Annotated in this window: 18 protein-coding genes; 15 read left to right on the top strand and 3 right to left on the bottom strand. The window is 46.8% G+C overall.

Translation table 11 applies throughout. The features are described 5' to 3' along the window. Nucleotides 1-178: 178 nt before the first annotated feature. Nucleotides 179-2,248 carry a transglycosylase domain-containing protein gene (locus tag AC3WTL_RS21190; protein ID WP_492369987.1) on the bottom strand — a complete coding sequence of 690 codons (2,070 nt, stop codon included), beginning with the start codon at nucleotides 2,246-2,248 and terminating at the stop codon, nucleotides 179-181. Between the two features lie 258 nt (nucleotides 2,249-2,506). Here AC3WTL_RS21190 and speE point away from each other — a divergent pair, with 258 nt between their 5' ends. From speE to AC3WTL_RS21155, 7 genes are all read left to right on the top strand, one after another. Continuing rightward, complete coding sequence (gene speE / locus AC3WTL_RS21185) at nucleotides 2,507-3,334, top strand: spermidine synthase (RefSeq protein WP_095243190.1); 828 nt, start codon at nucleotides 2,507-2,509, stop codon at nucleotides 3,332-3,334. 57 nt (nucleotides 3,335-3,391) lie between these two features. Beyond that, nucleotides 3,392-4,273 (top strand): agmatinase, encoded by an 882-nt coding sequence (gene speB / locus AC3WTL_RS21180; RefSeq protein WP_226618759.1) that lies wholly within the window; start codon nucleotides 3,392-3,394, stop codon nucleotides 4,271-4,273. A 429-nt stretch (nucleotides 4,274-4,702) separates the two neighbouring features. Continuing rightward, a complete protein-coding gene (locus AC3WTL_RS21175; RefSeq protein WP_035328037.1) occupies nucleotides 4,703-5,155 on the top strand; it encodes a YwiB family protein in 453 nt (150 codons plus the stop codon). After that, complete coding sequence (gene argS, locus AC3WTL_RS21170) at nucleotides 5,142-6,809, top strand: arginine--tRNA ligase (RefSeq protein WP_252220368.1); 1,668 nt, start codon at nucleotides 5,142-5,144, stop codon at nucleotides 6,807-6,809. The genes AC3WTL_RS21175 and argS overlap by 14 nt, the downstream gene beginning before the upstream one ends. Before the next feature lie 128 nt (nucleotides 6,810-6,937). Further along, nucleotides 6,938-7,117, top strand: coding sequence for a XapX domain-containing protein (locus AC3WTL_RS21165; protein WP_009332314.1), 180 nt, complete (start codon nucleotides 6,938-6,940; stop codon nucleotides 7,115-7,117). Nucleotides 7,118-7,579: 462 nt separating this feature from the next. Beyond that, nucleotides 7,580-8,482, top strand: a complete 903-nt coding sequence (locus tag AC3WTL_RS21160) for a DMT family transporter (protein ID WP_222501454.1) — start codon at nucleotides 7,580-7,582, stop codon at nucleotides 8,480-8,482. A 25-nt stretch (nucleotides 8,483-8,507) separates the two neighbouring features. Then, nucleotides 8,508-9,050 carry a cysteine dioxygenase gene (locus tag AC3WTL_RS21155; protein WP_248350057.1) on the top strand — a complete coding sequence of 181 codons (543 nt, stop codon included), beginning with the start codon at nucleotides 8,508-8,510 and terminating at the stop codon, nucleotides 9,048-9,050. A 29-nt stretch (nucleotides 9,051-9,079) separates the two neighbouring features. Here the strand turns inward: AC3WTL_RS21155 and uvsE are convergent, their stop codons facing one another. Continuing rightward, a complete protein-coding gene (uvsE, locus tag AC3WTL_RS21150; protein ID WP_222501458.1) occupies nucleotides 9,080-10,036 on the bottom strand; it encodes a UV DNA damage repair endonuclease UvsE in 957 nt (318 codons plus the stop codon). Nucleotides 10,037-10,066: 30 nt separating this feature from the next. Continuing rightward, entirely contained in the window at nucleotides 10,067-11,269 is a 1,203-nt protein-coding gene (gene cls / locus AC3WTL_RS21145) for a cardiolipin synthase (protein ID WP_248350049.1), read from the bottom strand. A gap of 257 nt (nucleotides 11,270-11,526) precedes the next feature. Between cls and AC3WTL_RS21140 the strand changes: the two genes are divergently transcribed. The 8 genes from AC3WTL_RS21140 (at nucleotide 11,527) to icmF (ending at nucleotide 23,183) form a co-directional block, all read left to right on the top strand. Further along, nucleotides 11,527-13,638, top strand: coding sequence for a (Fe-S)-binding protein (locus tag AC3WTL_RS21140; RefSeq protein WP_222501462.1), 2,112 nt, complete (start codon nucleotides 11,527-11,529; stop codon nucleotides 13,636-13,638). A gap of 322 nt (nucleotides 13,639-13,960) precedes the next feature. Further along, nucleotides 13,961-15,148, top strand: a complete 1,188-nt coding sequence (locus AC3WTL_RS21135) for an acetyl-CoA C-acetyltransferase (RefSeq protein WP_222501463.1) — start codon at nucleotides 13,961-13,963, stop codon at nucleotides 15,146-15,148. 102 nt (nucleotides 15,149-15,250) lie between these two features. Continuing rightward, the gene (locus AC3WTL_RS21130; protein ID WP_222501465.1) at nucleotides 15,251-15,412 is read left to right on the top strand and encodes a hypothetical protein; all 162 of its coding nucleotides are present in this window, start codon (nucleotides 15,251-15,253) and stop codon (nucleotides 15,410-15,412) included. 38 nt (nucleotides 15,413-15,450) lie between these two features. Next, nucleotides 15,451-16,302, top strand: coding sequence for a 3-hydroxybutyryl-CoA dehydrogenase (locus AC3WTL_RS21125; protein ID WP_197206421.1), 852 nt, complete (start codon nucleotides 15,451-15,453; stop codon nucleotides 16,300-16,302). Between the two features lie 48 nt (nucleotides 16,303-16,350). Continuing rightward, nucleotides 16,351-17,481 carry an acyl-CoA dehydrogenase gene (locus AC3WTL_RS21120; protein WP_197246459.1) on the top strand — a complete coding sequence of 377 codons (1,131 nt, stop codon included), beginning with the start codon at nucleotides 16,351-16,353 and terminating at the stop codon, nucleotides 17,479-17,481. Nucleotides 17,482-17,758: 277 nt separating this feature from the next. Next, nucleotides 17,759-18,898 (top strand): acyl-CoA dehydrogenase, encoded by a 1,140-nt coding sequence (locus AC3WTL_RS21115; protein WP_492369986.1) that lies wholly within the window; start codon nucleotides 17,759-17,761, stop codon nucleotides 18,896-18,898. 324 nt (nucleotides 18,899-19,222) lie between these two features. Beyond that, complete coding sequence (locus tag AC3WTL_RS21110; protein WP_035328010.1) at nucleotides 19,223-19,867, top strand: TetR/AcrR family transcriptional regulator; 645 nt, start codon at nucleotides 19,223-19,225, stop codon at nucleotides 19,865-19,867. 49 nt (nucleotides 19,868-19,916) lie between these two features. Further along, entirely contained in the window at nucleotides 19,917-23,183 is a 3,267-nt protein-coding gene (gene icmF / locus AC3WTL_RS21105) for a fused isobutyryl-CoA mutase/GTPase IcmF (RefSeq protein ID WP_248350039.1), read from the top strand. Nucleotides 23,184-23,292 lie beyond the last annotated feature (109 nt).

Below are 23,292 nucleotides of genomic sequence, written 5' to 3'. Positions count from 1 at the left end.
AAGTCTAATTTTGTGACGAAATTGTGACATTTTTTTGACGTGATTTTCTAACTACTTGTACAATTCCCATAAAAAAAGTAAACTAATTAACAGTGTGAAGGCACAGTATAGCACTAGGACACGAAAAACCCCGGGATTCGGACCCCGGGGTTTTTCATTTTTTATTTATTAAGGTGTGTCACGAAGCCCACCGGAACAGTTTCTTATACCAAGGTGTCTCCTGCTTCTTTTCAGGCTGCTCTGACTTTTCCTCTTTTTTGTGGTTCAGGTGGTCTGTACAGTATTCCGCAGGTTCTGTGCCTTCTGCGAAGTAGGTAAGGCGCTTGACGGGGCAGTTTTCCCCGGCTATTTTTCCGTTGGCCGGGTCGATGTAGACACCGGCAGTACCTTTAGGTGCCTTGAATTCCTTGGCCGGCTTCCCTTTATGGGCTTCTTCCATGAACCGGATCCAAATGTTTTTGGCATACGTTTTTTCAACGGTTTTAGTGATAACCTGGCCTTTGTCATAGCCGGTCCATACGGCGGTAACCAGCTGAGGTGTAAAGCCTGCCATCCAGCTGTCCGTTTCGGTTGAGCCCGACTTGCCTGCATACGGGCGGGTCATATCGTTGATGACTGTGCTGCCGGTTACCTGGGCATAGCCGTTCAGCTTCCGGTCAAAGATTCCCGTCATCATATGTGTCATGACGAAGGCGAGATCAGGCTTCAGAACCTTCATCTGGAACGGCTCCTGCTCATAGATGACTTCGCCTTTATGATTTTCCACGCGTTTAATCAGCACCGGTGATACCTTTTTCCCTCCATTGGCAAACATGCTGTAGGCGTTCGCCAGCTCAATGACTCTCATACCCGATGTGCCGAGTGCCAGAGAAGGCACCTTCGCCATTTTAGAAGTGATGCCAAACTTCTTCGCTGTATTGACAAGCGTTTCTTCTCCTAAAAATAAATGAGTCTTCACTGCGTACACATTGTCAGATAAAGCCAGCGCCTGAGCCATTGTAATATCGTCATCCGCATATTTGCTGTTAAAATTATGCGGTGTGTAGTCCGGTGTGCCGTCTTCGAAGCGGAATGTCGTCTGCTCGCTCCGGATTGGAGTGGATGGGGTGAATCCCTGCTCCAATGCCGCATAATAAAGCAGCGGCTTGATCGTCGATCCCGGCTGCCTGACGGCCTGGACTGCCCGGTTAAAGGGACTTTCCTCATAATCCCGGCCGCCGACCATCGCTTTGACATAGCCGTTTTTCGGATTCATGGCCACAACCCCGACCTGAATCTCCGAGTCTTTTGAAATCATCTTATCTACTGTTTCTTCCGCGATTTCCTGTTCCTTCAGATCCAAAGTGGTATAAACCTTCAATCCGCCCAATTCAATGGTCCGGTCATCCAGCTTCAGCTGTGTTTTAAGAGCATTGCGGACCGCATCCTGAAAGTAGGGGGCCGTTTTCGCTCTCGGGTGCATGTGCTCCCCGACCAGCTCAAGCTCCTCTGCGGCAGCAAGATCCGCCTCCTTTTGGCTGACCATCCCGTTTTTCACCATGGTCTGCAGAATCACCCTCTGCCGCTGTTCTGCTTTTTCCGCTGATGCGAATGGCGAATAAATGCCAGGACCCTTAGGGATGCCGGATAAAATGGAAGCCTCAGATAATGTAAGCTCTTTGGCATCCTTCCCAAAATAAAACTGGCTTGCTGCCTGTGCTCCATAAGCTCCATTGCCGTAGTAAATCGTATTTAAATAGCCTTCAAGGATTTCCTTCTTTGTATAATTCATCTCAAGCCTTATGGTATAAAAAGCTTCAAGCAGTTTCCGCTTCCAGGTTTTTTCGTGCTCGAGAAACAGGTTGCGGGCATACTGCTGGCTGATGGTGCTGGCCCCCTGAACCTTAGCCATTGCTTTGAGGTCAGCGAGAGCGGCACCGGCAATTCTTTTATAATCAAAGCCATTGTGCTCGAAAAAATTCTTATCCTCAATCGAAACCGTCGCATCAACCAGATGCGGGCTGATATCATCAAGAGGTGCCCAGTAGCGCTTTTGCCCGTTGTGGCTTTCTCCAATCACCGTGCCATCTTCAGAGAAAAATAAAGTCGACTGCGGAACAGAGAGCGGCGGCGGTCCCAGGATTTTGGCATATACCAGAATGCCCCCAATCATCACAGCGGCTAAAGCCATTCCTATTAAGCTAATAATGAGAAATGCACGCAAATATTTCATTGTTTTTCTGAAACGCTGATCGGTCATTAACTCCAAGTGTGGCACCCCCTAAATCTTTCTAAGTGCAATGCGAAAAATAAAATAAGCATAAGTACATAACTTTAGTATTGAAAAAAGAGTCCAATTTTAAACATCTTCTCTATTAAAAAGCGAAATTTTTCTTGCAATTTTGCTAGATTCATCTATACTTTTTCTGTGTTTGTTATTTACATGTTAGGGAAGTATAAAAGATGAAAATGCTTTTTGCTGCTCTTTAGTGATAATTCATTTTTTTATGGAAGGAATGATTAAAGAATGGGACTTTGGTTTACAGAGAAACAAACAGAGAACTTTGGCATTACGATGAAGGTGAAGCGTACTTTACATACAGAACAGACAGAATTCCAGAAGCTTGATATGGTGGAAACAGAAGAGTGGGGCAATATGCTGCTTCTTGATGACATGGTTATGACTTCAATCAAGGATGAATTTGTGTACCATGAAATGGTTGCGCACATTCCTTTGTTCACACATCCAAACCCTGAAAACGTACTTGTAGTAGGCGGCGGGGACGGAGGCGTCATCCGTGAAGTCCTTAAGCACCCAAGCGTGAAAAAGGCGACTCTTGTAGATATCGACGGAAAGGTAATTGAGTACTCAAAGAAATTCCTTCCTGAGATTGCAGGCAAGCTTGATGACCCGCGCGTAGATGTACAGGTGGGCGATGGCTTCATGCACATTGCGGAAAGCGAAAATGAGTATGATGTAATCATGGTTGACTCAACTGAGCCGGTAGGACCTGCGGTAAACCTATTCACTAAGGGTTTCTATGCTGGGATCTCTAAAGCTCTAAAAGAAGACGGCATCTTCGTGGCCCAGTCTGACAACCCTTGGTTCAAAGCGGACCTTATCCGCAACGTGCAGCGCGATGTGAAAGAAATTTTCCCGATCACCCGCCTTTACACTGCCAACATTCCTACCTACCCAAGCGGCATGTGGGCGTTCACAATCGGCTCTAAAAAATACGATCCATTAGAAGTAAGCGAAGAACGCTTCCATGAGATCGAAACAAAATACTATACAAAAGAACTGCATAAAGCGGCATTCGTATTGCCTAAATTTGTTGCAGACTTAGTGAAATAATGGACAGGCTGCTACTCAGAGCAGCCTTCCTGATTACATAAAAAGTGAGGGATGACCTTGGTTCGTTTTGATGAAGCCTATTCAGGCAATGTGTTTATTAAAAGCCATCCTAGTTATGAGGAAAGTGAAGCAGTCATTTATGGCATGCCGATGGACTGGACAGTTAGCTACCGTCCGGGTTCCCGTTTCGGCCCTGCCCGCATCCGCGAAGTGTCCATCGGGCTTGAAGAGTACAGCCCATACCTGGATCGCGAGCTGGAAGAGGTAAAATATTATGATGCCGGCGATATTCCGCTGCCATTCGGAAATCCGCAGAAAAGCATCGATATGATTGAAGAGTTTATCGATCAGCTTCTGGCTGAGGGTAAATTCCCGCTTGGCATGGGCGGAGAGCATCTCGTTTCCTGGCCTGTCATCAAAGCGATGTACAAAAAATATCCGGATCTCGCGATTATCCACATGGATGCCCATACAGATCTTCGTGTGGATTATGAAGGGGAGCCATTATCCCACTCAACACCAATCCGCAAAGCAGCTGACCTGATCGGGCCAGGCAATGTCTATTCTTTTGGCATCCGTTCCGGCATGAAAGAAGAATTCCAGTGGGCGAAGGAAGTCGGCATGCACATCTCCAAATTCGAAGTGCATAAGCCACTGAAGGACATCCTTCCAAAGCTTGCCGGACGTCCAGTCTATGTAACAATTGATATTGATGTACTGGATCCTGCCCATGCGCCGGGAACAGGCACAGTGGACGCAGGCGGCATCACATCAAGAGAGCTTCTTGCTTCTATCCATGAAATTGCCCATTCAGATGTAAATGTTGTGGGAGCTGACCTTGTCGAGGTCGCGCCTATCTATGACCCATCTGAACAAACGGCCAACACAGCCAGCAAACTGATCCGGGAAATGATTCTGGGATGGGTGAATAAAAAATAACGGGGACCTCGGTCTCCGTTTTTTTTTCGTCAAATTTCGGGCGGTGCCTGTCTGGCTCCACAAGGAACGCTTCGACAGCATCATCATCGCACGACTAAAGGCGTTAGCTTTTAGGAGGAGCGCCTGCCCCCTCGAGGTCACAAGCTTGTCTAGTTGCGGCTCCTAGGGACTCGAGACATAAGGCGATCCCTTCCAGAAGGAAAGAACACCTTCTGGAAGGCTTATGCTTGTCGTCCCTGGACAGTCGCCTTCACTTTTCAGGCAATCCTCCCAAAAAGGCAAAGGACGCCTTTCCGTGAGGCTCGTCTTGTGCTTGTCGGGGGTGGGCAAGGCGCTTCCGCTTTTCTTTCTTTCTTTCGCCTCCTTGCACTTTCCCCATCAAGTATTTATACTTATATAGTTATATATGATGAAAAGGATGTGTTGCCGTTGTCCAGTCGCTCAGCGGAACAAATGCCTGTGAAGATTAATGTGAAGACAGATATTCGCAGTGGAGGCAGCAAAGAGACTTTTGAATTGACTGCTTTTGGCCGATACTATATAAAAGATTCCGCCCGTTTCCTTCAGTATGATGAAGTGATGGAAGAGGGAACAGTTAAGACGATTATAAAAATGTCCGATGCAGACGGGCTAATTTTACGAAGCGGCGCCGTGAAAATGAGGCTCCCTTTCAGAATGAATAAAAAGCTCCGCGGCAGCTACGAGACGCCGTATGGAGTGTTTGAGATGGGTACGGTGACCAAGCGGATGGCCCATCAATATGACGGGGAATCCGGCGAAGGTTCGATTGATATTTTATACGACCTGAAAATGCAGGGATCCCAGGCAGGTACATACCATTTGGCGATTACGTTTGAGGAGGAGAACAATGAACATAGTTGAGCAGGTGCAAGGAAAATTAAAGCAGGAAATTAAGGATGCGGTTGTGAAAGCCGGTTTGGCAGCGGAAGAGCAGATTCCCGATGTGATTCTTGAAATCCCGAAGGAAAAGTCGCATGGCGATTATTCCACGAATATGGCGATGCAGCTGGCGCGAGTGGCAAAAAAGGCGCCAAGAGTGATTGCAGAAGAGCTTATTGCTTCTTTTGACAGCTCAAAGGCTTCCATTGAAAAAATTGAAATCGCCGGACCTGGCTTTATCAATTTTTACATGAATAACGCTTATCTGACTGATCTGATTCCGGCCGTTCTGGAAGCAGGAGATCAGTACGGAGAAACAACAGTCGGCAACAATCAGAAGATCCAGGTGGAGTTTGTTTCCGCTAACCCGACAGGGGACCTGCATCTGGGACATGCCCGCGGCGCAGCTGTCGGCGACTCCCTATGCAACATTTTAGACAAAGCCGGCTACGATGTTTCCCGTGAGTACTATATCAATGATGCCGGCAACCAGATCAACAATCTGGCTCTATCAGTTGAAGCCCGTTATTTCCAGGCTCTTGGCTTAGATAAAGAAATGCCTGCTGACGGTTATCATGGCGAAGACATCATCGGCATCGGCAAAAAGCTGGCTGATGAGCACGGCGATAAATATGTAAATGCGGATGAAAAAGAGCGTTTTGACTTTTTCCGTGAATACGGCCTGAAATATGAAATGGCGAAGCTGAAGCAGGATCTTGAAGATTTCCGCGTTCCATTCGATGTATGGTATTCGGAAACATCTCTTTATCATAATGGCAAAATCGACACAGCCCTTCAGGCATTAAAGGATAACGGCCACATTTACGAGGAAGAGGGAGCAACATGGTTCCGTTCCACCACTTTCGGAGATGACAAAGACCGTGTCCTTATTAAAAATGACGGCTCTTACACGTATCTGACTCCAGATATCGCTTACCATAAAGACAAGCTTGAAAGAGGCTTTGAAAAGTTGATCAACATCTGGGGTGCTGACCACCATGGCTACATTCCGCGCATGAAGGCGGCCATCCAGGCTCTTGGTTATGACCGTGATGCGCTTGAAGTCGAGATCATCCAGCTTGTACATCTGTATAAAAACGGCGAGAAAATGAAGATGAGCAAACGTACCGGCAAAGCGGTAACAATGCGTGACCTTGTAGAAGAAGTAGGACTGGACGCAACACGCTATTTCTTCGCAATGAGAAGCGCAGATACACATCTTGATTTTGACCTTGATCTGGCTGTATCCCAATCCAATGAAAACCCTGTTTACTATGCACAGTACGCACACGCGCGTATTTCCAGCATTCTGCGCCAGGGTGAAGAGCAGGGCATGTCTGCTGAAGCGGCAGATTACTCCCTGATTTCTGCGGAAAAGGAAATTGACGTTCTGAAGAAAATCGGCGAATTCCCGCAGGCTGTCGGTGAAGCAGCGCAAAAGCGCATGCCGCACAGAATTACGAACTATATTTATGAACTGGCTTCATCTTTCCACAGCTTCTATAATGCTGAAAAAGTATTGGATGCGGAAAATCCGGAAAGAACGAAAGCACGTCTGGCACTGATCAAAGCGGTTCAGACTACTTTGAAGAACTCCCTGAAATTAATCGGCGTATCTGCTCCGGAAAAAATGTAATAGTGGAAGCTGGCACTTATTGGTGCCGGCTTTTTTCATGTTTTAGACGAAAAAGGGGAAGCTAAAGTCATATGTTTAAGGGTATAGTGAAACTGGTAAAACATAGTAAGTCATTTTAGGAGGGTCTCATGAAAATCGTTCTTTTATCCATTCTTACAGGATTCTTAGTCGGATTCGTCTTTGCTTTCATGAAGCTGCCGATTCCCGCTCCGCCAGCGCTTCCCGGGATTATGGGAATTGTCGGCATTTACCTTGGGTTTAAAGCATATGAAGTGGTTCTGCCTTGGCTGCAGGGGATATTGAGATAGATGGAGAAGGGTGTCCACATGAGTTGCGGGCATCCTTTTTGTCTAAATGTGAACTTTGCAAATAGATCCGGAATGTTTGCAAATAACCCTGGGAAATCAGCAAATAGATCCGGAATGTTTGCAAATAACCCTGGGAAATCAGCAAATAGATCAGGAATATTTGCAAATAAACCATGAAAATCAGCAGACAAAAGCTAAAACTGGCAAGCAAATCAGGAAAACTGCAAACAAAGATGGTATAACTTGCAAACAAACCTAATAAACCTGCAAACAAACAGAAATCCGGACAGCAAACCAAAAGCTAAAGAGCAGCCTCAAAAAAGTAGACAGCAAACCAGCCAAATCAGCAGTCAAATGATAAATATAGGAACTAACCTGTCAAAACTGCCAAAAAAACACCGCATGTTACATCCGGACGAGCATATCATGGTAAAAACCCTTCCGGAAAGGACATGCCCGCCCATGAAGCCACAGTTTGCAGCCTCACTTTATGCAACCATTTCGATCAGTTTTTGGGGAGTCTCTTTTGTCTCCACCAAAGCTGTTTTGGATAAGCTGGACCCTTATACATTAATCATGCTCCGGTTTGCTATTGGAGCGGCTTTTCTGCTCCTGGTGCTTCTTTTGAAAAGATATCCGCTCCAGATTCCGCTTAAATATATTCCCCATTTAATTGTTCTTGGTGTACTTGGCGTTTTCATCCACCAGGTCATCCAGGTCACAGCCTTAGAGACGATAGACGCCTCCTCTGCGGGATGGATTATTTCTTTTTCACCTGTTTTTACCGTGCTTCTCTCCATGATCTTTCTTCATGAAAAATTGACATTCCTTAAGACACTGGGCATTATAACTGCGATTTCCGGCGTGCTCATGGTAACGGGAGCGAGGAGCGGTCAGACGCTGGGATTTGCTTTAAATATAGGATATTTCCTCATGATTCTAAGTACACTGAATTGGGCCGTATATTCCATCCTGGTAAAAAAACTGCACATTAAGCTGCCTTCCCTTGTGGTCACTTTTTATATGAGCCTGCTTGGATGCATGCTGACAATTCCCTTTTTATTGAGAGATAGAGGATGGGAGAAATTCCATCTATTAGCTGGTTCTGAATGGGCCCATATCATGTTTCTGGGCATATTTGTTTCAGGGATCGGCTACTGGTACTGGTCCAAGGCGCTCGAGGTTTTGGAAGCCTCCAAGGTATCCATGTTTATCTACATGGAGCCGCTATTTACCCTTATTGCGGCCATTCTTCTGCTTCGTGAAAAAATTTTCTTCATAAGCATCATGGGCGGAATCATAATTATTATAGGGGTGATCATGGTGAATGGTCAGCTGAAATATTTTTCATGGAAAAAACGATAATCCACATGAAAAGGGGAGTCGTTAAATGAAGGAACGGTTTCAAAGCATTTTGGCTTCTTTAAAATCACCTTCTGCAGATGAACTTAAAAAAGCTTTGGCCTCACTGAATATCAAGCTTGAGGACCTGCTTCCACACTTGCAGCCGGCAGATGGAAAACCCTATTACCGCAAGCTTCTCTATCAAAATGATGAAGTGGAGCTGCTCGTCATGAACTGGTCGGATATCGAATGCGCCCCGCATGATCATGGAAACTCAAAGGGATGGATTCAAGTGATGAATGGAGATTCGGAAAACACTGTTTTTGAAGTGAGGGAAGACGTCCCAATTGAGCTTTTTGCAGAGGTTAAGTCCCAAGGCTCCTTCTTTTATGCGCCTAAAAAAGGTGTGCACAAAATGAAGAGCGCAGGCAGGGAAAACCTTGTCACACTGCACCTTTATTCGCCTCCGATTACGGGTATGAAGGTGTACGATCTGAAAAAATGTGCAGCCTGTGTAGTCTCTGCCGACTGCGGAGCCTGGTGGCCGGAGGAGCAGAGACAGAAGGTAAGGGAAATTCAGTTAAAATAAAAAGGCGTTCCGCACCTGGAACGCCTTCATTATTTCCACTCTACTTCCGCTCCGCCGATTCTTTTCACCCCGCGGATACTGCTGATATCCTCTGTCAGCTTAAGTGCAGCCTTGTCCTTGGCTTTCGCCTCGATCATAAAATCGACATCCTGATTAAAGGTTTTCAGCACGTCGAGAAGGGGCCGGATAAAATCCAGGTCGACATAGTCGGCATGGGACCGAAAGGCCTTTTCCGATTTGGGCGAGGAAATATGAATTTTCGGCTTAAGACCTGTTTTGTCCCATGTCTGGAAAATCTCCGGGAGAATCTCTTCCAGCGGGCGGGTGCTGAGGTTCGCCATATGGTGGTGATAATCGAATACAAGAGGGATGTTTTCCTTTTGGCAGGCCAGGAGAGTTTCCTCCGCGTTATAGGTTTTATCATCATTTTCGAGTGTCATTTGCTCTTTGACATGAGACGGCAGCATCTTTAGACTTTCATGGAACCGGTCAATGGTCGAGAGCTTGTCCCCGTAAGCCCCGCCAATATGGATGTTGATTACGCTTTTCTTTTCGACGCCCATGGCCTCAAACATCCGGTAATGATATTCCATATCTTTAACTGCATTCCGGGTCACATCCTCGCGCGGAGAAGTGAACAGGGTGAACTGATTTGGGTGAAAGCTCACACGGAGATCATGTTTTTTTATCAAATCGCCAATCTCAAGCCATTTATCTTTAAAGGGGGTGACAAAATCCCATAAAACCTCCGGATGGGTGGCCAGAGGCACGATGGAGCTTGAGAGCCGATACAGCTGAATTTCATGGGCGATATTAAAATAAAGCATTCGTAGCGTATTTTGCAGATTCACCGCTGTAACGGCCTTCAGCTTGTCCAGCCTTTCCTCTTCAGGCAGCTGCTGATAGCGTGTAAATGTTAATGTTCTTGCAGGAGATGCCTCCCACAAGCTGATCGCGTGGGAAACATACCCCAGTCTGATTTTCAATTTGCAGCACCTTCTTTATGCCGGCCTCCTTTACAGAAAACTTGCCACAGAACGGGCAAGCATCTCTTTAAATGTCCGTAAAGGATCCAGACGGTTTAATTCTTTTAGGGTCAATCTCTTTGCATTTAGTATGTCTTTGTCTACAATAGCCTGGATTTGCTCTATGAACTCTTTGTCAAAGATAAAGCAATTGATTTCATAATTTAAGAACAGGCTACGCTTATCGAAATTGGCTGTTCCGATATCACTAATCTCATCATCGATTATAATCGCCTTTGCATGGTAAAAGCCCTTTTTGTACTCATACACATAAGCGCCTTCTTTTATCAAGGTTCGCAGATATAAATATGATGCTTCTTTTACAAGAATATGATCTGTCACGCATGGGACGAGAATCTTGACTGTGACGCCGCGTTCCAGGGCATGGAGCAGATCCTTAAAAAGTCTTTTGCCCGGAATAAAATAAGGGGTCCCAATCGTAATGCTCGTTTTCGCATTCCGAATTAAGGAGGAGAAGCTTTCTTCCAGAAAAGCCCCTTTATAAGCCGCAAACTGATGCCGGTATTCACCTGCATGAAGCTCAGGAAAATAGACGCTGTTTGCGAGCAGGTCGGTCTTCGTTGCTTTATACCAGTCAATCAGAAACTCTCTTTGAAGATCCTGCACACCTTCGCCCCAAAATTTTAAATGGTAGTCACGCCACGGGTTCAGCTTTTTATCCTGATTGATGTATTCTTTGCCGATATTAAAACCGCCGCTGTAACCGACCTTTCCGTCAATAACAGTAATTTTCCGATGGTTCCTGGCCTGAAATGAATAAAAGAGAAAAGGAAGCTTTGGCACATGGGCAAACGAAAACTTGATGCCGCTGCTCTTCAGTTCCTTGACGGTTTTTCTTTTGACAGGAAAGCTTCCGGCCCAATCCAGGAGAAGACGGACTTCCACTCCTTCTTTTGCTTTACCCATTAATATGGTTAAAAACTCCTTGCTGATTTTATCATCCTTCACAATATAAAATAAAACATGAATGTGCTTTTGAGCTTTTTTAAGCTCGGAAAATAAATTTTCAAACAAAGCAGGCCCGTCTGCAAACAGCTCCATATCAGACTGCCGGATAGGGCATGCGGTCCGCTCCAGCTTTTTCATATGGCTTTTCCGGCCCCATGTAAAATCGATATAGAGCCACAGGAGTATGATGAGTAAAACGGCCATAATGATATTCCAGACAGTCATTGCGATCTTCCTCTCGACAGGGTTTTCCCGTTAGTATTTCCTGCCGTGCCATTTCTATCATGGATTCTTGCCAAACAGGGAGGACTTTTCCTCTTTAAAAAAGAAATTAATAAATGGAAATAATAAAATTTTTTGAACAAGTTTTAAGAAAAATGGTTGACTGAATGCTCATTCATAATATAATGGGAGTAAGAGTAAATTCAGAAAATTATACTGTTTTTTAAATTTTCTAAGATGAGGAAAGGAGCACCATGCCCATGAACGGTTTATTGTGGATCAACTTAATTGCATTCCTTCTTGTAACCGCTTACGCTATCAGCCTGTTTGTCTATGTTGTGAAGACGCGGATTGAATATATTAAGCTTGGCAAAAAGGTGGAGTTTGACGGCAAGGTGAAAGAGCGCCTTGAAAAGATCTGGGTCAATGTTTTTGGCCAGAAAAAGCTTTTAAAGGATAAGAAAAGCGGCATCATTCACGTGATGTTTTTCTACGGCTTCATTCTTGTCCAATTCGGAGCGATTGATTTTATTATAAAAGGAATTAAGCCAGGTGCACACCTGCCGCTTGGACCTTTATATCCCGGGTTCACCTTTTTCCAGGAAATTGTGACCCTTACGATCCTTGTTGCGGTCATCTGGGCTTTCTACCGCCGTTATGTGGAAAAGCTTGTCCGCTTAAAGCGCGGATTCAAATCAGGTCTCGTCCTTATTTTTATCGGAGGGCTCATGCTTTCCGTCCTGCTTGGCAATGGCATGAGCATGATCTGGCATGGCCATGAAGGAACCTGGACAGAACCGGTTGCTTCCCTGATTGCCGGCGGATTCTCATGGATGGGCGAAACAGCCTCAATTGCTGTCTTTTATATCGCATGGTGGATTCATTTATTATTCCTGCTTGCATTCCTGGTGTATGTGCCTCAATCCAAGCACGCTCACTTAATCGCCGGACCGGCCAACGTATATTTCAACCGTCTGGACAATCCGGGGAAATTAAAGGCAATCGACTTTGAAGATGAATCACAGGAAAGCTTTGGTGTCGGAAAGATTGAAGATTTTACACAGCATCAGATGATTGACTTCTATGCGTGTGTGGAATGCGGACGCTGTACCAATATGTGTCCGGCAACCGGCACTGGAAAGATGCTTTCGCCGATGGATTTAATCCTGAAATTGCGTGATCATTTAACAAATCACGGTGCTGTTGTCACGTCGAAGCAGCCTTGGGTGCCGACATTCGCTTTTTCCAACACGAAAGGCAATCAGCTTGCCCTTGCAGCTGCCGGCCAGGGTGCAGAAGAAGCTGCAGCTGGCCTTGCATACAGCCCAAGCCTGATTGGCGAAGTCATTACCGAAGAAGAAATCTGGGCTTGTACGACTTGCCGAAACTGTGAAGACCAATGTCCGGTAATGAATGAACATGTTGATAAAATTATCGATCTGCGCCGCTACCTTGTGTTAACTGAGGGTAAAATGGACGCTGACGCACAGCGCGCCATGACCAATATCGAGCGCCAGGGCAATCCTTGGGGACTGAACCGCAAGGAGCGTGAAGACTGGAGAGAAGCACGTGAAGATGTTCATGTGCCGACAGTGAAGGAAATGAAAAAGGCGGGAGAAGAGTTCGAATACTTATTCTGGGTTGGTTCCATGGGCTCTTACGACAACCGCAGCCAGAAGATCGCTCTTTCCTTTGCGAAACTGATGAATGAGGCCGGTGTGAAGTTCGCCATCCTTGGCAACAAGGAAAAGAACTCTGGTGACACACCAAGACGTCTTGGAAACGAGTTCCTGTTCCAGGAGCTTGCCACTAAGAACATTGAAGAGTTTGAGAAAAATGAAGTGAAAAAGATCGTCACGATTGATCCTCATGCCTACAACATCTTCAAAAATGAGTATCCGGATTTCGGGTTAGAGGCAGAGGTTTTTCACCATACTGAAGTTCTTGCCCAGCTTGTGGAAGAGGGCAAGCTGAAGCCGCAATATGCTGTAGAAGAAACGATTACCTTCCATGATTCCTGCTATCTGGGACGCTACAACGAGGTGTATGATCCTCCGCGTGAAATCCTTAAGAGCATCCCGGGCGTCAAGCTTGTGGAAATGGAAAGAAACCGCGAAACCGGCATGTGCTGCGGAGCGGGCGGCGGCCTGATGTGGATGGAAGAAGAAACCGGACACCGCATCAACGTATCACGCACAGAGCAGGCATTGGCAGTAAATCCATCCGTGATTAGTTCAGGATGTCCATACTGTTTAACCATGCTCTCTGATGGAACGAAAGCTAAAGAAGTGGAAGAACAGGTTCATACGTATGATGTTGCTGAAATTCTTGAAAAGTCTGTTATAGGTGAAAGCCGGAATGTAGCATCTTAATATATTGAAAGCGGAAATTGAAGCACAGCCAAAATTCCTGTAATGCATTTTGACGAAAAATGTTTTTGCCTGAATTTTGTGTAAAGTGTTTCAATTTCTGCTATTTTTCTAGTAAAATAGAAAATGATAAAGCGCTTACAATTTTGCTGGGTGACTGAAGATCGGGTAAATCCTTTTGTCGCAGTCCTTTCGAGCGAGCGTTCAGTCAATAACCAGCACCTTCACAAACAGTTAACTTCAACTAGACCTGCAGCAGAGACTCTATTTTTTTCTAATCAATTTTTCGAACATTTTAAATTAATAGTACAAGGAGCGATTCTTTATGGGGAAAACCGTAATTCTTAGCGGAGTAAGAACACCATTTGGAAAATTTGCAGGAGGTCTCAGCAGCTTTACAGCTTCTGATCTTGGCGGATTTGCAGTTAAAGAAGCGCTGAACCGTGCCGGCGTTAACCCGGAGGATGTTGACGAAGTGATTATCGGAACCGTTCTCCAGGGAGGACAGGGGCAAATCCCTTCACGCCAGGCTGCCAGAAAAGCAGGCTTGCCGTGGGAAGTGAAAACAGAAACGATCAATAAAGTGTGTGCTTCCGGCATGCGAAGCGTCACATTAGGAGACCAGATCATCCGGGCAGGTGATGAGGAAGTCATCGTAGCCGGCGGCATGGAGTCCATGAGCAACGCGCCATACATTTTGCCAAAAGCACGCTGGGGCCTGCGCATGGGTGATTCAACGGTCAAGGATTTAATGGTCCACGACGGTTTAAGCTGCAGCTTCACAGGCGTCCATATGGGAACGTACGGAAACTCGACAGCGAAAGAATTCGAAATCAGCCGTGAAGAGCAGGACAATTGGGCACTGAGAAGCCATGAACGTGCACTTGCTGCAATCGAATCCGGCAAACTGGCAGAAGAAATCGTTCCGGTGGAAGTTCCTCAGCGAAAAGGGGAACCGGTCGTTGTTTCTCAGGATGAGTCTCCCCGTAAAGATACTTCTTTAGAAAAGCTCGCCAAGCTCGGATCTGTTTTTAACTCCGACGGAACGATCACTGCCGGTAATGCGCCTGGCGTCAACGACGGAGCAGCAGCATTGGTATTGATGAGCGAAGAACGTGCAGAACGCGAAGGCAAAAAACCGGAAGCTTATATTCTCGGCCATACAGCTCTTGCTGTGGAAGCCAAAGACTTCCCGCAGACACCGGGCCTTGTCATTAATGCTCTTTTGAAAAAGACAGGAAAAACCCTTGAAGAGATTGATCTATTTGAAATAAATGAAGCATTTGCAGCTGTGGCACTTACAAGCGGAAAAATTGCCGGCCTTGATGCTGAAAAAGTAAACGTCAACGGCGGGGCCGTGGCTCTTGGCCACCCAATTGGCGCGAGCGGTGCAAGAATTATTCTGACCCTGATGCACGAACTGAAGCGCCGCGGAGGCGGAATCGGCATTGCGGCTATCTGCAGCGGCGGCGGCCAGGGCGATGCGGTGATGATTGAGGTTCCGAAGAAATAATCTGCTTTAGTAAGGCGGCTGCTTCACGGAAAAAGCCGTCTTACCGGACAAAAAATCGGTGCAGCGGCCCATTTATCGGCCCAAATCAGGTATTTACCGGCCATGCGAATAAAACGCCCGGCGGAACGAACATTTACCGGCCTAAATTGGCTATTTACCGGCCGATTCTATAAAAATACCGGCCAAGAAGCAGAATTTACCGGCCATATCAGCAAAAATACCGGCCAAACAGAGAAACGATTTGGGCAATTGATCACCTATTAAAAATTTACCGGTCAAACCCAAGAACGGAGGATACAAAAATGAACGTAAAAAACATTATGGTAATCGGTGCTGGACAAATGGGTTCAGGAATCGCACAGGTTTGTGCACAGGCAGGCTATAGCGTCATTTTAAACGACTTAAAGCCGGAGTTTGTGGAACGCGGCATTGCTGTGATTAAAAAGAATCTTTCCCGCCAGGTGGAAAAAGAGCGCATGACAGCGGACGAGATGGAAGCAGTACTCAAAAATGTAACCGCTTCAAGCGATCTTCAGGACGCCAAAAACGTAGAGCTCGTCATCGAAGCAGCGGTTGAAAACATGGAGATTAAAACGAAGATCTTCAGCCAGCTGGATGAAATTGCACCAGAGCATGCGATTCTGGCAAGCAACACGTCATCCCTTCCGATTACAGAAATCGCAGCAGCAACCAAGCGTCCGGAAAAAGTAATCGGCATGCATTTTATGAACCCGGTGCCGGTGATGAAGCTTGTGGAAATCATCCGCGGCCTTGCGACAGCTGACGAAGTGTACCAAACGATCGAAGACATCACGAAGACACTCAAAAAAGTGCCGGTAGAAGTAAATGATTTTCCAGGATTTGTATCCAACCGCATCCTGATGCCGATGATCAATGAAGCAATCTTCACGCTTTACGAAGGGGTCGCGACAAAAGAGGCCATTGATGAAGTGATGAAGCTTGGCATGAACCATCCAATGGGGCCGCTGACTTTGGCTGACTTCATTGGCCTGGACACATGCCTGTATATTATGGAAACCCTGCATGAAGGCTTTGGCGATGATAAATACCGCCCATGCCCGCTGTTAAGAAAATATGTAAAAGCCGGCTGGCTTGGCAAGAAGACAGGCAGAGGCTTCTACGTTTACGAATAAACCATTAGCCTTGGCCACCAGACCCAGGGAGCATCGGAGGGTATACAAATGAACCTGAGATTTACTGAAGAGCAGGAAATGATGAGAAAAATGGTGCGCGATTTTGCTCAGGCAGAAATCGCCCCTTTTGTTGAAAAAATGGAGCAGGGCGAGTTTCCAAGGGAGATTCTCCGCAAAATGGGCGAGCTTGGCCTGATGGGGATTCCCATTCCTGAAAAATACGGCGGATCGGAAATGGACTTTACCTCTTATATTATCGCCATCCATGAACTGTCCCGCGTAAGTGCAACGGTTGGCGTTATTTTATCGGTCCACACATCGGTTGGAACAAACCCAATCCTTTATTTCGGTACGGAGGAGCAAAAGCAGAAATATATTCCGAAGCTTGCTTCAGGCGAGTATCTCGGCGCTTTTTGCCTCACAGAACCGAGCGCAGGCTCGGATGCCGGAAGCTTAAAATCCCGTGCGGTAAAAGACGGAGATCATTATGTCATTAATGGTTCAAAAGTGTTCATCACGAATGCCGGCGAAGCAGATGTATATATCGTATTTGCTTCCACAAATCCGGAGCTTGGCAGCAAAGGCATCTCAGCTTTCATTGTCGAGAAGGATACGCCAGGCCTTGTGTTTGGAAAAGATGAGCACAAAATGGGTCTGCACGGCTCCAGAACATTGCAGCTGACATTTGAAGATATGCGGGTTCCGGCTGAAAATCTCCTCGGCAATGAAGGAGAGGGCTTCAAGATTGCGATGGCTAATCTGGATGCCGGACGGATTGGGATTGCTTCACAGGCACTTGGAATTGCAGAAGCAGCTTTTGAAGCAGCCGCGGGTTATGCAAAGGAACGTGTACAGTTCGGTAAGCCGATCGCTGCTCAGCAGGGTGTCGGATTTAAACTTGCAGACATGGCGACAAGCGTTGAAGCAGCAAAACTATTAATCTATCGCGCAGCAGATATGCGCCAGCGCGGCATCAAGTGCGGACTCGAAGCCTCCATGGCAAAGCTGTTTGCATCCAAAACGGCAGTGGACGTGACAACAGAAGCCATCCAGGTTTTCGGCGGCTACGGCTACACAGAGGATTACCCGGTTGAGCGCTACTTCCGCGATGCAAAAATTACCGAAATCTATGAAGGCACAAGCGAAATTCAGCGGATTGTCATCAGCAAACAGCTGTAAAAGAGTCTTTTTCAAAAGGCTGTTTTCGCAAAGGTTCTTACTATTTGTATTATATTTACTGAGTTGATTGTAGCGGAAGGGGCGAGACTCCTGCGGGAGTAGCGGGACAGATGAGACCCCGCAGAGGCGTAGCATCGAGGAGGCTCAACGCACGCCCCGCGGAAAGCGAGCATCCTGGAGCGGAAATCAACGGACACATTGATATCGAAAAAAACAATTTATACGGAAAGAGCCTTTCAAAAAAATCAATGAATCCATATAAAGCGAGGGACCAACAATGAATTTCCAATTAAGTGAAGAGCATGAGATGATCAGAAAAATGGTGCGTGATTTTGCCAGGAACGAAGTGGCTCCGACAGCTGCTGAACGCGACGAAGAAGAACGCTTTGACAGAGAGATTTTTGACAAAATGGCGGAGCTTGGCTTAACAGGGATTCCGTGGCCTGAAGAGTACGGCGGAATCGGCAGTGATTACCTGGCTTACTGCATCGCAGTTGAAGAGCTATCCAGAGTGTGTGCATCTACAGGTGTAACTCTTTCTGCCCATACGTCCCTTGCAGGCTGGCCGATCTTCAAGTTCGGCAACGAAGAGCAAAAGCAAAAATACTTAAAGCCAATGGCACAAGGTGAAAAAATCGGGGCATACGGCCTTACTGAGCCGGGCAGCGGATCTGATGCCGGCGGAATGAGAACGACAGCACGTCTTGAAGGCGATCATTACGTCTTAAACGGCAGCAAAATATTCATTACAAACGGCGGAATTGCAGATATCTATGTCGTGTTTGCCCTGACAGATCCATCCTCCAAGCATAAAGGAACAACTGCGTTCATCGTGGAAGCAGGCTTTGAAGGCTTCTCTGTCGGCAAGAAGGAAAAGAAATTGGGAATACGTTCATCACCTACAACTGAGATTATTTTTGAAGAGTGTAAGGTGCCGGCTGAGAACGTGCTTGGCAATGTAGGCGAAGGCTTCAAAGTTGCCATGATGACACTGGATGGCGGCCGCAACGGAATCGCTGCTCAGGCAGTCGGAATCGCTCAGGGTGCACTGGATGCTTCCATCGAATACGCTAAAGAACGCCACCAATTCGGCAAGCCAATCGCTGCCCAGCAGGGAATCGGCTTTAAGCTGGCTGACATGGCAACAAGCATCGAAGCTTCAAGACTATTAACTTACCAGGCAGCATGGCTGGAATCAGAAGGACTTCCATACGGAAAAGAATCTGCCATGTCCAAACTTCTTGCGGGCGACACGGCCATGAAAGTAACAACAGACGCCGTTCAAATCTTTGGCGGCTACGGATATACAAAGGACTACCCGGTAGAACGCTACATGCGCGACGCCAAAATTACACAGATTTACGAGGGTACACAGGAAATCCAGCGACTCGTAATCTCTCGTATGGTAACCAAATAAGTTCTTAAAAGGGCTGTTTTGAAGATAGTTGTACATTAGAGCTGCTGACTAAGTTTTAAGTAATGAGTTGATTGGAGCGGAAGGTGCGAGATCCTCGAAAATGCTATAGCATTTTCTTCGTGCGGTGTTTTTTTCGGGGAAGTTTATTCAACGTCCTGCGGGAGTAGCGGGACAGGTGAGACCCCGCAGGCGCGCAGCGTCGAGGAGGCTCACCGCCTGCCCCGCGGAAAGCGAGCAGCCTGGAGCGGAAATCAACGGGCATAATTCATAAGCTAAAACAAATTTATAAACAGGCATATGAATGGTGGGAGGCGGTAGGTAACAATGAAAAAACGGGAAGTGCAGGCTTCTGTTAAAGATGAGCGTCTTGTCAAAAAAAGACGCGATCAGATGATTAAAGGTGCCGTCACCCTTTTTATCCAAAAAGGGTTCCATCGTACAACAACTAGAGAGATCGCAAAGGCATCTGGTTTTAGTATTGGAACGCTTTATGAATACATCCGGACAAAGGAAGACGTCCTGTACCTGGTTTGCGACAGCATTTACGACCAGGTCGCCGAACGGCTTCAGAAAGGCCTTGATACAAAACAGGGCACACTTGAAAGCCTGAAACAGGGCATCGCCGATTACTTCAAAGTGGTCGACGAAATGCAGGATGAAGTGCTAGTCATGTACCAGGAAGTAAAGGCGCTGACAAAAGACGCCCTTCCATATGTGCTCAAGAAAGAAATTGAAATGGTTGGCATGTTCGAGCATGTCATTACCCTTTGCGTGGAGAACGGAGAACTGGACCTGCCGGAGGAAAAAATCAAAATGATCGCCCATAACATTTTTGTCCAGGGGCAAATGTGGGCATTTCGCCGCTGGTCCCTGCAGAAAATGTACAGCATTGAGGAGTATATCCAGCTGCAGACCAATCTTCTTTTCCAGGGAATAAAGGATTCGGGCAAGGTCTCGGAAAAAGCTTAAGAATAGTGCGCATGGCTTAGCCTTGCGTTTACGGACAAGGGGGAGAACGATGAGCAATCCAGAAGTCTATAAGCCGAAAAATCATATTCGTTTTGTGACGGCTTCCAGTCTATTTGACGGGCATGATGCTTCCATCAACATTATGCGCCGCATCATCCAGGCAAGCGGGGCAGAGGTCATCCACCTCGGGCATAACCGTTCTGTGGAGGAAGTCGTAAATGCTGCGATTCAGGAAGATGTGCAGGGAATCGCCATTTCCTCTTATCAGGGAGGACATGTGGAATACTTCAAATATATGTATGATCTTCTGAAGGAAAGAGGCGCATCCCACATCCGCATTTATGGCGGCGGCGGCGGTGTCATTATCCCGAAGGAAATCAAAGAATTGCATGACTACGGAATCGCGAGGATTTTCTCGCCGGAAGACGGCCGTCTGTACGGTCTTCAGGGCATGATTGATCAAATGATCAAGGAATGTGATTTCCCGACGTTTACAGCGGAAGCATCCGAGCAGATTGAAAAGCTTCAGGATGGGGAAACCAATGCCATTGCCAAGCTGATTACACTGGCTGAGCATCAGGTAACAGTAGGCAAGGAAGCGGCAGCTGCGCTTGAGCCGGTTATGGAGAAAGTGAAATCCCTCGAAAAGCAGGTTCCGGTTGTAGGGATTACAGGAACAGGCGGTGCCGGAAAGAGCTCGCTGACAGATGAGCTGATCCGCCGTTTCATCAATGAAATTCCAGAGAAAAAAGTCGCGATTCTTTCAGTAGATCCGACAAAGCAAAAAACGGGTGGAGCCCTTCTTGGCGACCGTATCCGCATGAACGCCATTTTTAATCCGCGCGTCTACATGCGCAGCCTGGCAACAAGAAATTCCCGCAGTGAGCTGTCGCTGGCGATTCAGGATGCGATTTCTGTTGTCAAAGCAGCCGGTTTTGATTTGATTATTGTGGAAACAAGCGGAATCGGGCAGGGAGATGCCGGCATTACCGAAATTTGTGATGCTTCGATGTATGTCATGACAAGTGAATTCGGTGCGCCATCCCAGCTTGAAAAAATTGATATGATCGATTATGCAGATTTGATCGTCATTAATAAATTTGAACGCAAAGGCTCAGAGGATGCGATGCGCCAGGTGCAAAAGCAGTACCAGCGCAGCCGGATGCTTTTTGAAAAAGAGCTTGAAGACATGCCGGTCTACGGAACCATTGCAAGCCAGTTCAATGACCCGGGGACAAACGCTGTGTTTGCGGCACTGGTCGAAACGATTAATGAAAAAGCAGGTACAGACTGGAAGACAAGTTTTACAAAGAACGCAAAAGTTGAAAAGCAGAATGTTATTATTCCGAATGAACAGCGCTATTATCTCCGCGAAGTATCTGAAGCGGTCCGAGGCTACCATAAGAAAGCCGAGGAGCAGGCGGATCTTGCCCGAAAACTGTTCCAGCTTGAGGGGGCATTGCTTGCTGTAAAGGAACAAGAAGGAAACGAAGAAGTCATTGCTTCGCTTGAAGCCATTAAATCAGCAGCAGAAGAAAAGCTGTCGGCTGAAACAAAGAACATTCTGGCAGGCTGGGAAGATCTGAAGGAAAAATACTCAGGCGAGCAATTTGTAACTAAAATCCGCGATAAAGAAATCGTGACGGTTTTAAAAACAAAGAGCTTATCCGGGCTTTCCATTCCAAAAGTGGCACTGCCTAAGTACAAGGATTACGGAGAAATCATCCGCTGGGTATACAGAGAAAACGTGCCGGGTTCTTTCCCGTATACAGCGGGTGTATTCCCGTTCAAGCGCGAGGGTGAAGATCCGAAGAGACAGTTTGCCGGAGAAGGGACACCGGAACGGACAAACCGCCGCTTCCATTATCTGTCCAAAGATGATGCCGCAAAGCGCTTGAGCACAGCCTTTGATTCGGTAACCCTCTACGGGGAAGATCCTGACTACCGACCGGATATTTACGGAAAAGTCGGGGAGAGCGGCGTCAGCATCTGTACACTGGACGATATGAAGAAGCTGTATGCCGGTTTTGACCTGTGCCATCCATCTACATCTGTATCAATGACGATCAATGGGCCAGCGCCGATTATTTTGGCGATGTTCATGAACACAGCGATCGAACAGCAGATTGAGGCAAAAGAGCAGGAGCTTGGCCGTGTGCTGACACTTGAAGAGTTCACCGAAGTCAGGGCGCAAACGCTGCAGACTGTCCGCGGGACGGTTCAGGCTGATATTTTAAAAGAGGATCAGGGACAAAATACTTGTATCTTCTCGACAGAGTTCGCATTAAGAATGATGGGGGATATTCAACAGTACTTCATTGACCACAAGGTCCGCAATTACTACTCTGTATCCATTTCCGGCTACCATATCGCCGAAGCGGGCGCTAACCCGATTTCACAGCTTGCCTTTACACTGGCAAACGGTTTTACGTATGTGGAGTACTATTTGAGCAGAGGCATGAACATCAATGATTTTGCACCAAACCTTTCATTCTTCTTCTCGAATGGACTGGATCCGGAGTATACCGTGCTCGGCCGTGTGGCCCGCCGCATCTGGGCAACGGTTATGAGAGATAAATATGGTGCGAACGAGAGGAGCCAGAAGCTGAAGTACCATATCCAGACTTCAGGACGTTCACTGCATGCACAGGAGATCGATTTTAACGATATCCGCACAACGCTGCAGGCGTTAATGGCGCTTCAGGATAACTGCAACTCGCTTCATACCAATGCGTATGATGAAGCCATCACGACACCGACGGAAGAGTCTGTCCGCCGGGCAATGGCCATCCAGATGATCATTACAAAAGAGCATGGCTTATCGAAAAATGAAAACCCGCTTCAGGGCGCCTTTATCGTGGATGAGCTGACAGATCTTGTGGAAGAGCAGGTGCTGAGAGAGTTTGAACGCATCAATGACCGCGGCGGCGTTCTCGGTGCCATGGAAACTCAATACCAGCGCGGAAAAATCCAGGATGAGTCCATGTACTATGAAATGAAAAAGCATACCGGCGAGCTTCCAATCATCGGAGTTAACACTTACTTGAACCCAAATCCTCCATCAGAGGACGAAATGAACAATATGGAGCTTGCAAGGGCAACGAAGGAAGAAAAAGAAACACAAATCCGCAATCTGCGCAGCTTCCAGGAGCGCAACAAAGACAAATCGGAAGAGGCACTGAACCAATTGAAAGAAGCAGCAGTCAGCGGCGGCAACATTTTCGCCGAGCTGATGGAAACCGTCAAAGTGGCAAGCCTCGGCCAGATTACCCGTGCATTATACGAAGTGGGCGGGCAGTACCGGCGGAATATGTAAAAACAGGGCCTGCAGTTGCAGGCCCTTGTTTTCTGCACTATATTTTAATATAGAATTAATATAAAATACATCCATATCCTATATAATGGAATCAATACATAGCAATGCA

This window comes from Cytobacillus sp. EB106-05-05-XG126 (assembly GCF_058791715.1).
The sequence above is the reverse complement of the archived record's forward strand: the minus strand, read 5'-3'. Positions and strand labels throughout refer to the sequence as shown.

Coding starts and splice junctions, on each gene's coding strand:
- cls (WP_248350049.1), bottom strand. CDS start 11,269: ATGACTGTCTGGAATATCATTATGGCCGTTTTACTCATCATACTCCTG.
- argS (WP_252220368.1), top strand. CDS start 5,142: ATGAACATAGTTGAGCAGGTGCAAGGAAAATTAAAGCAGGAAATTAAG.
- AC3WTL_RS21155 (WP_248350057.1), top strand. CDS start 8,508: ATGAAGGAACGGTTTCAAAGCATTTTGGCTTCTTTAAAATCACCTTCT.
- speE (WP_095243190.1), top strand. CDS start 2,507: ATGGGACTTTGGTTTACAGAGAAACAAACAGAGAACTTTGGCATTACG.
- icmF (WP_248350039.1), top strand. CDS start 19,917: ATGAGCAATCCAGAAGTCTATAAGCCGAAAAATCATATTCGTTTTGTG.
- AC3WTL_RS21160 (WP_222501454.1), top strand. CDS start 7,580: ATGAAGCCACAGTTTGCAGCCTCACTTTATGCAACCATTTCGATCAGT.
- AC3WTL_RS21120 (WP_197246459.1), top strand. CDS start 16,351: ATGAACCTGAGATTTACTGAAGAGCAGGAAATGATGAGAAAAATGGTG.
- AC3WTL_RS21115 (WP_492369986.1), top strand. CDS start 17,759: ATGAATTTCCAATTAAGTGAAGAGCATGAGATGATCAGAAAAATGGTG.
- AC3WTL_RS21125 (WP_197206421.1), top strand. CDS start 15,451: ATGAACGTAAAAAACATTATGGTAATCGGTGCTGGACAAATGGGTTCA.
- AC3WTL_RS21130 (WP_222501465.1), top strand. CDS start 15,251: ATGCGAATAAAACGCCCGGCGGAACGAACATTTACCGGCCTAAATTGG.
- AC3WTL_RS21140 (WP_222501462.1), top strand. CDS start 11,527: ATGAACGGTTTATTGTGGATCAACTTAATTGCATTCCTTCTTGTAACC.
- AC3WTL_RS21165 (WP_009332314.1), top strand. CDS start 6,938: ATGAAAATCGTTCTTTTATCCATTCTTACAGGATTCTTAGTCGGATTC.
- AC3WTL_RS21135 (WP_222501463.1), top strand. CDS start 13,961: ATGGGGAAAACCGTAATTCTTAGCGGAGTAAGAACACCATTTGGAAAA.
- AC3WTL_RS21110 (WP_035328010.1), top strand. CDS start 19,223: ATGAAAAAACGGGAAGTGCAGGCTTCTGTTAAAGATGAGCGTCTTGTC.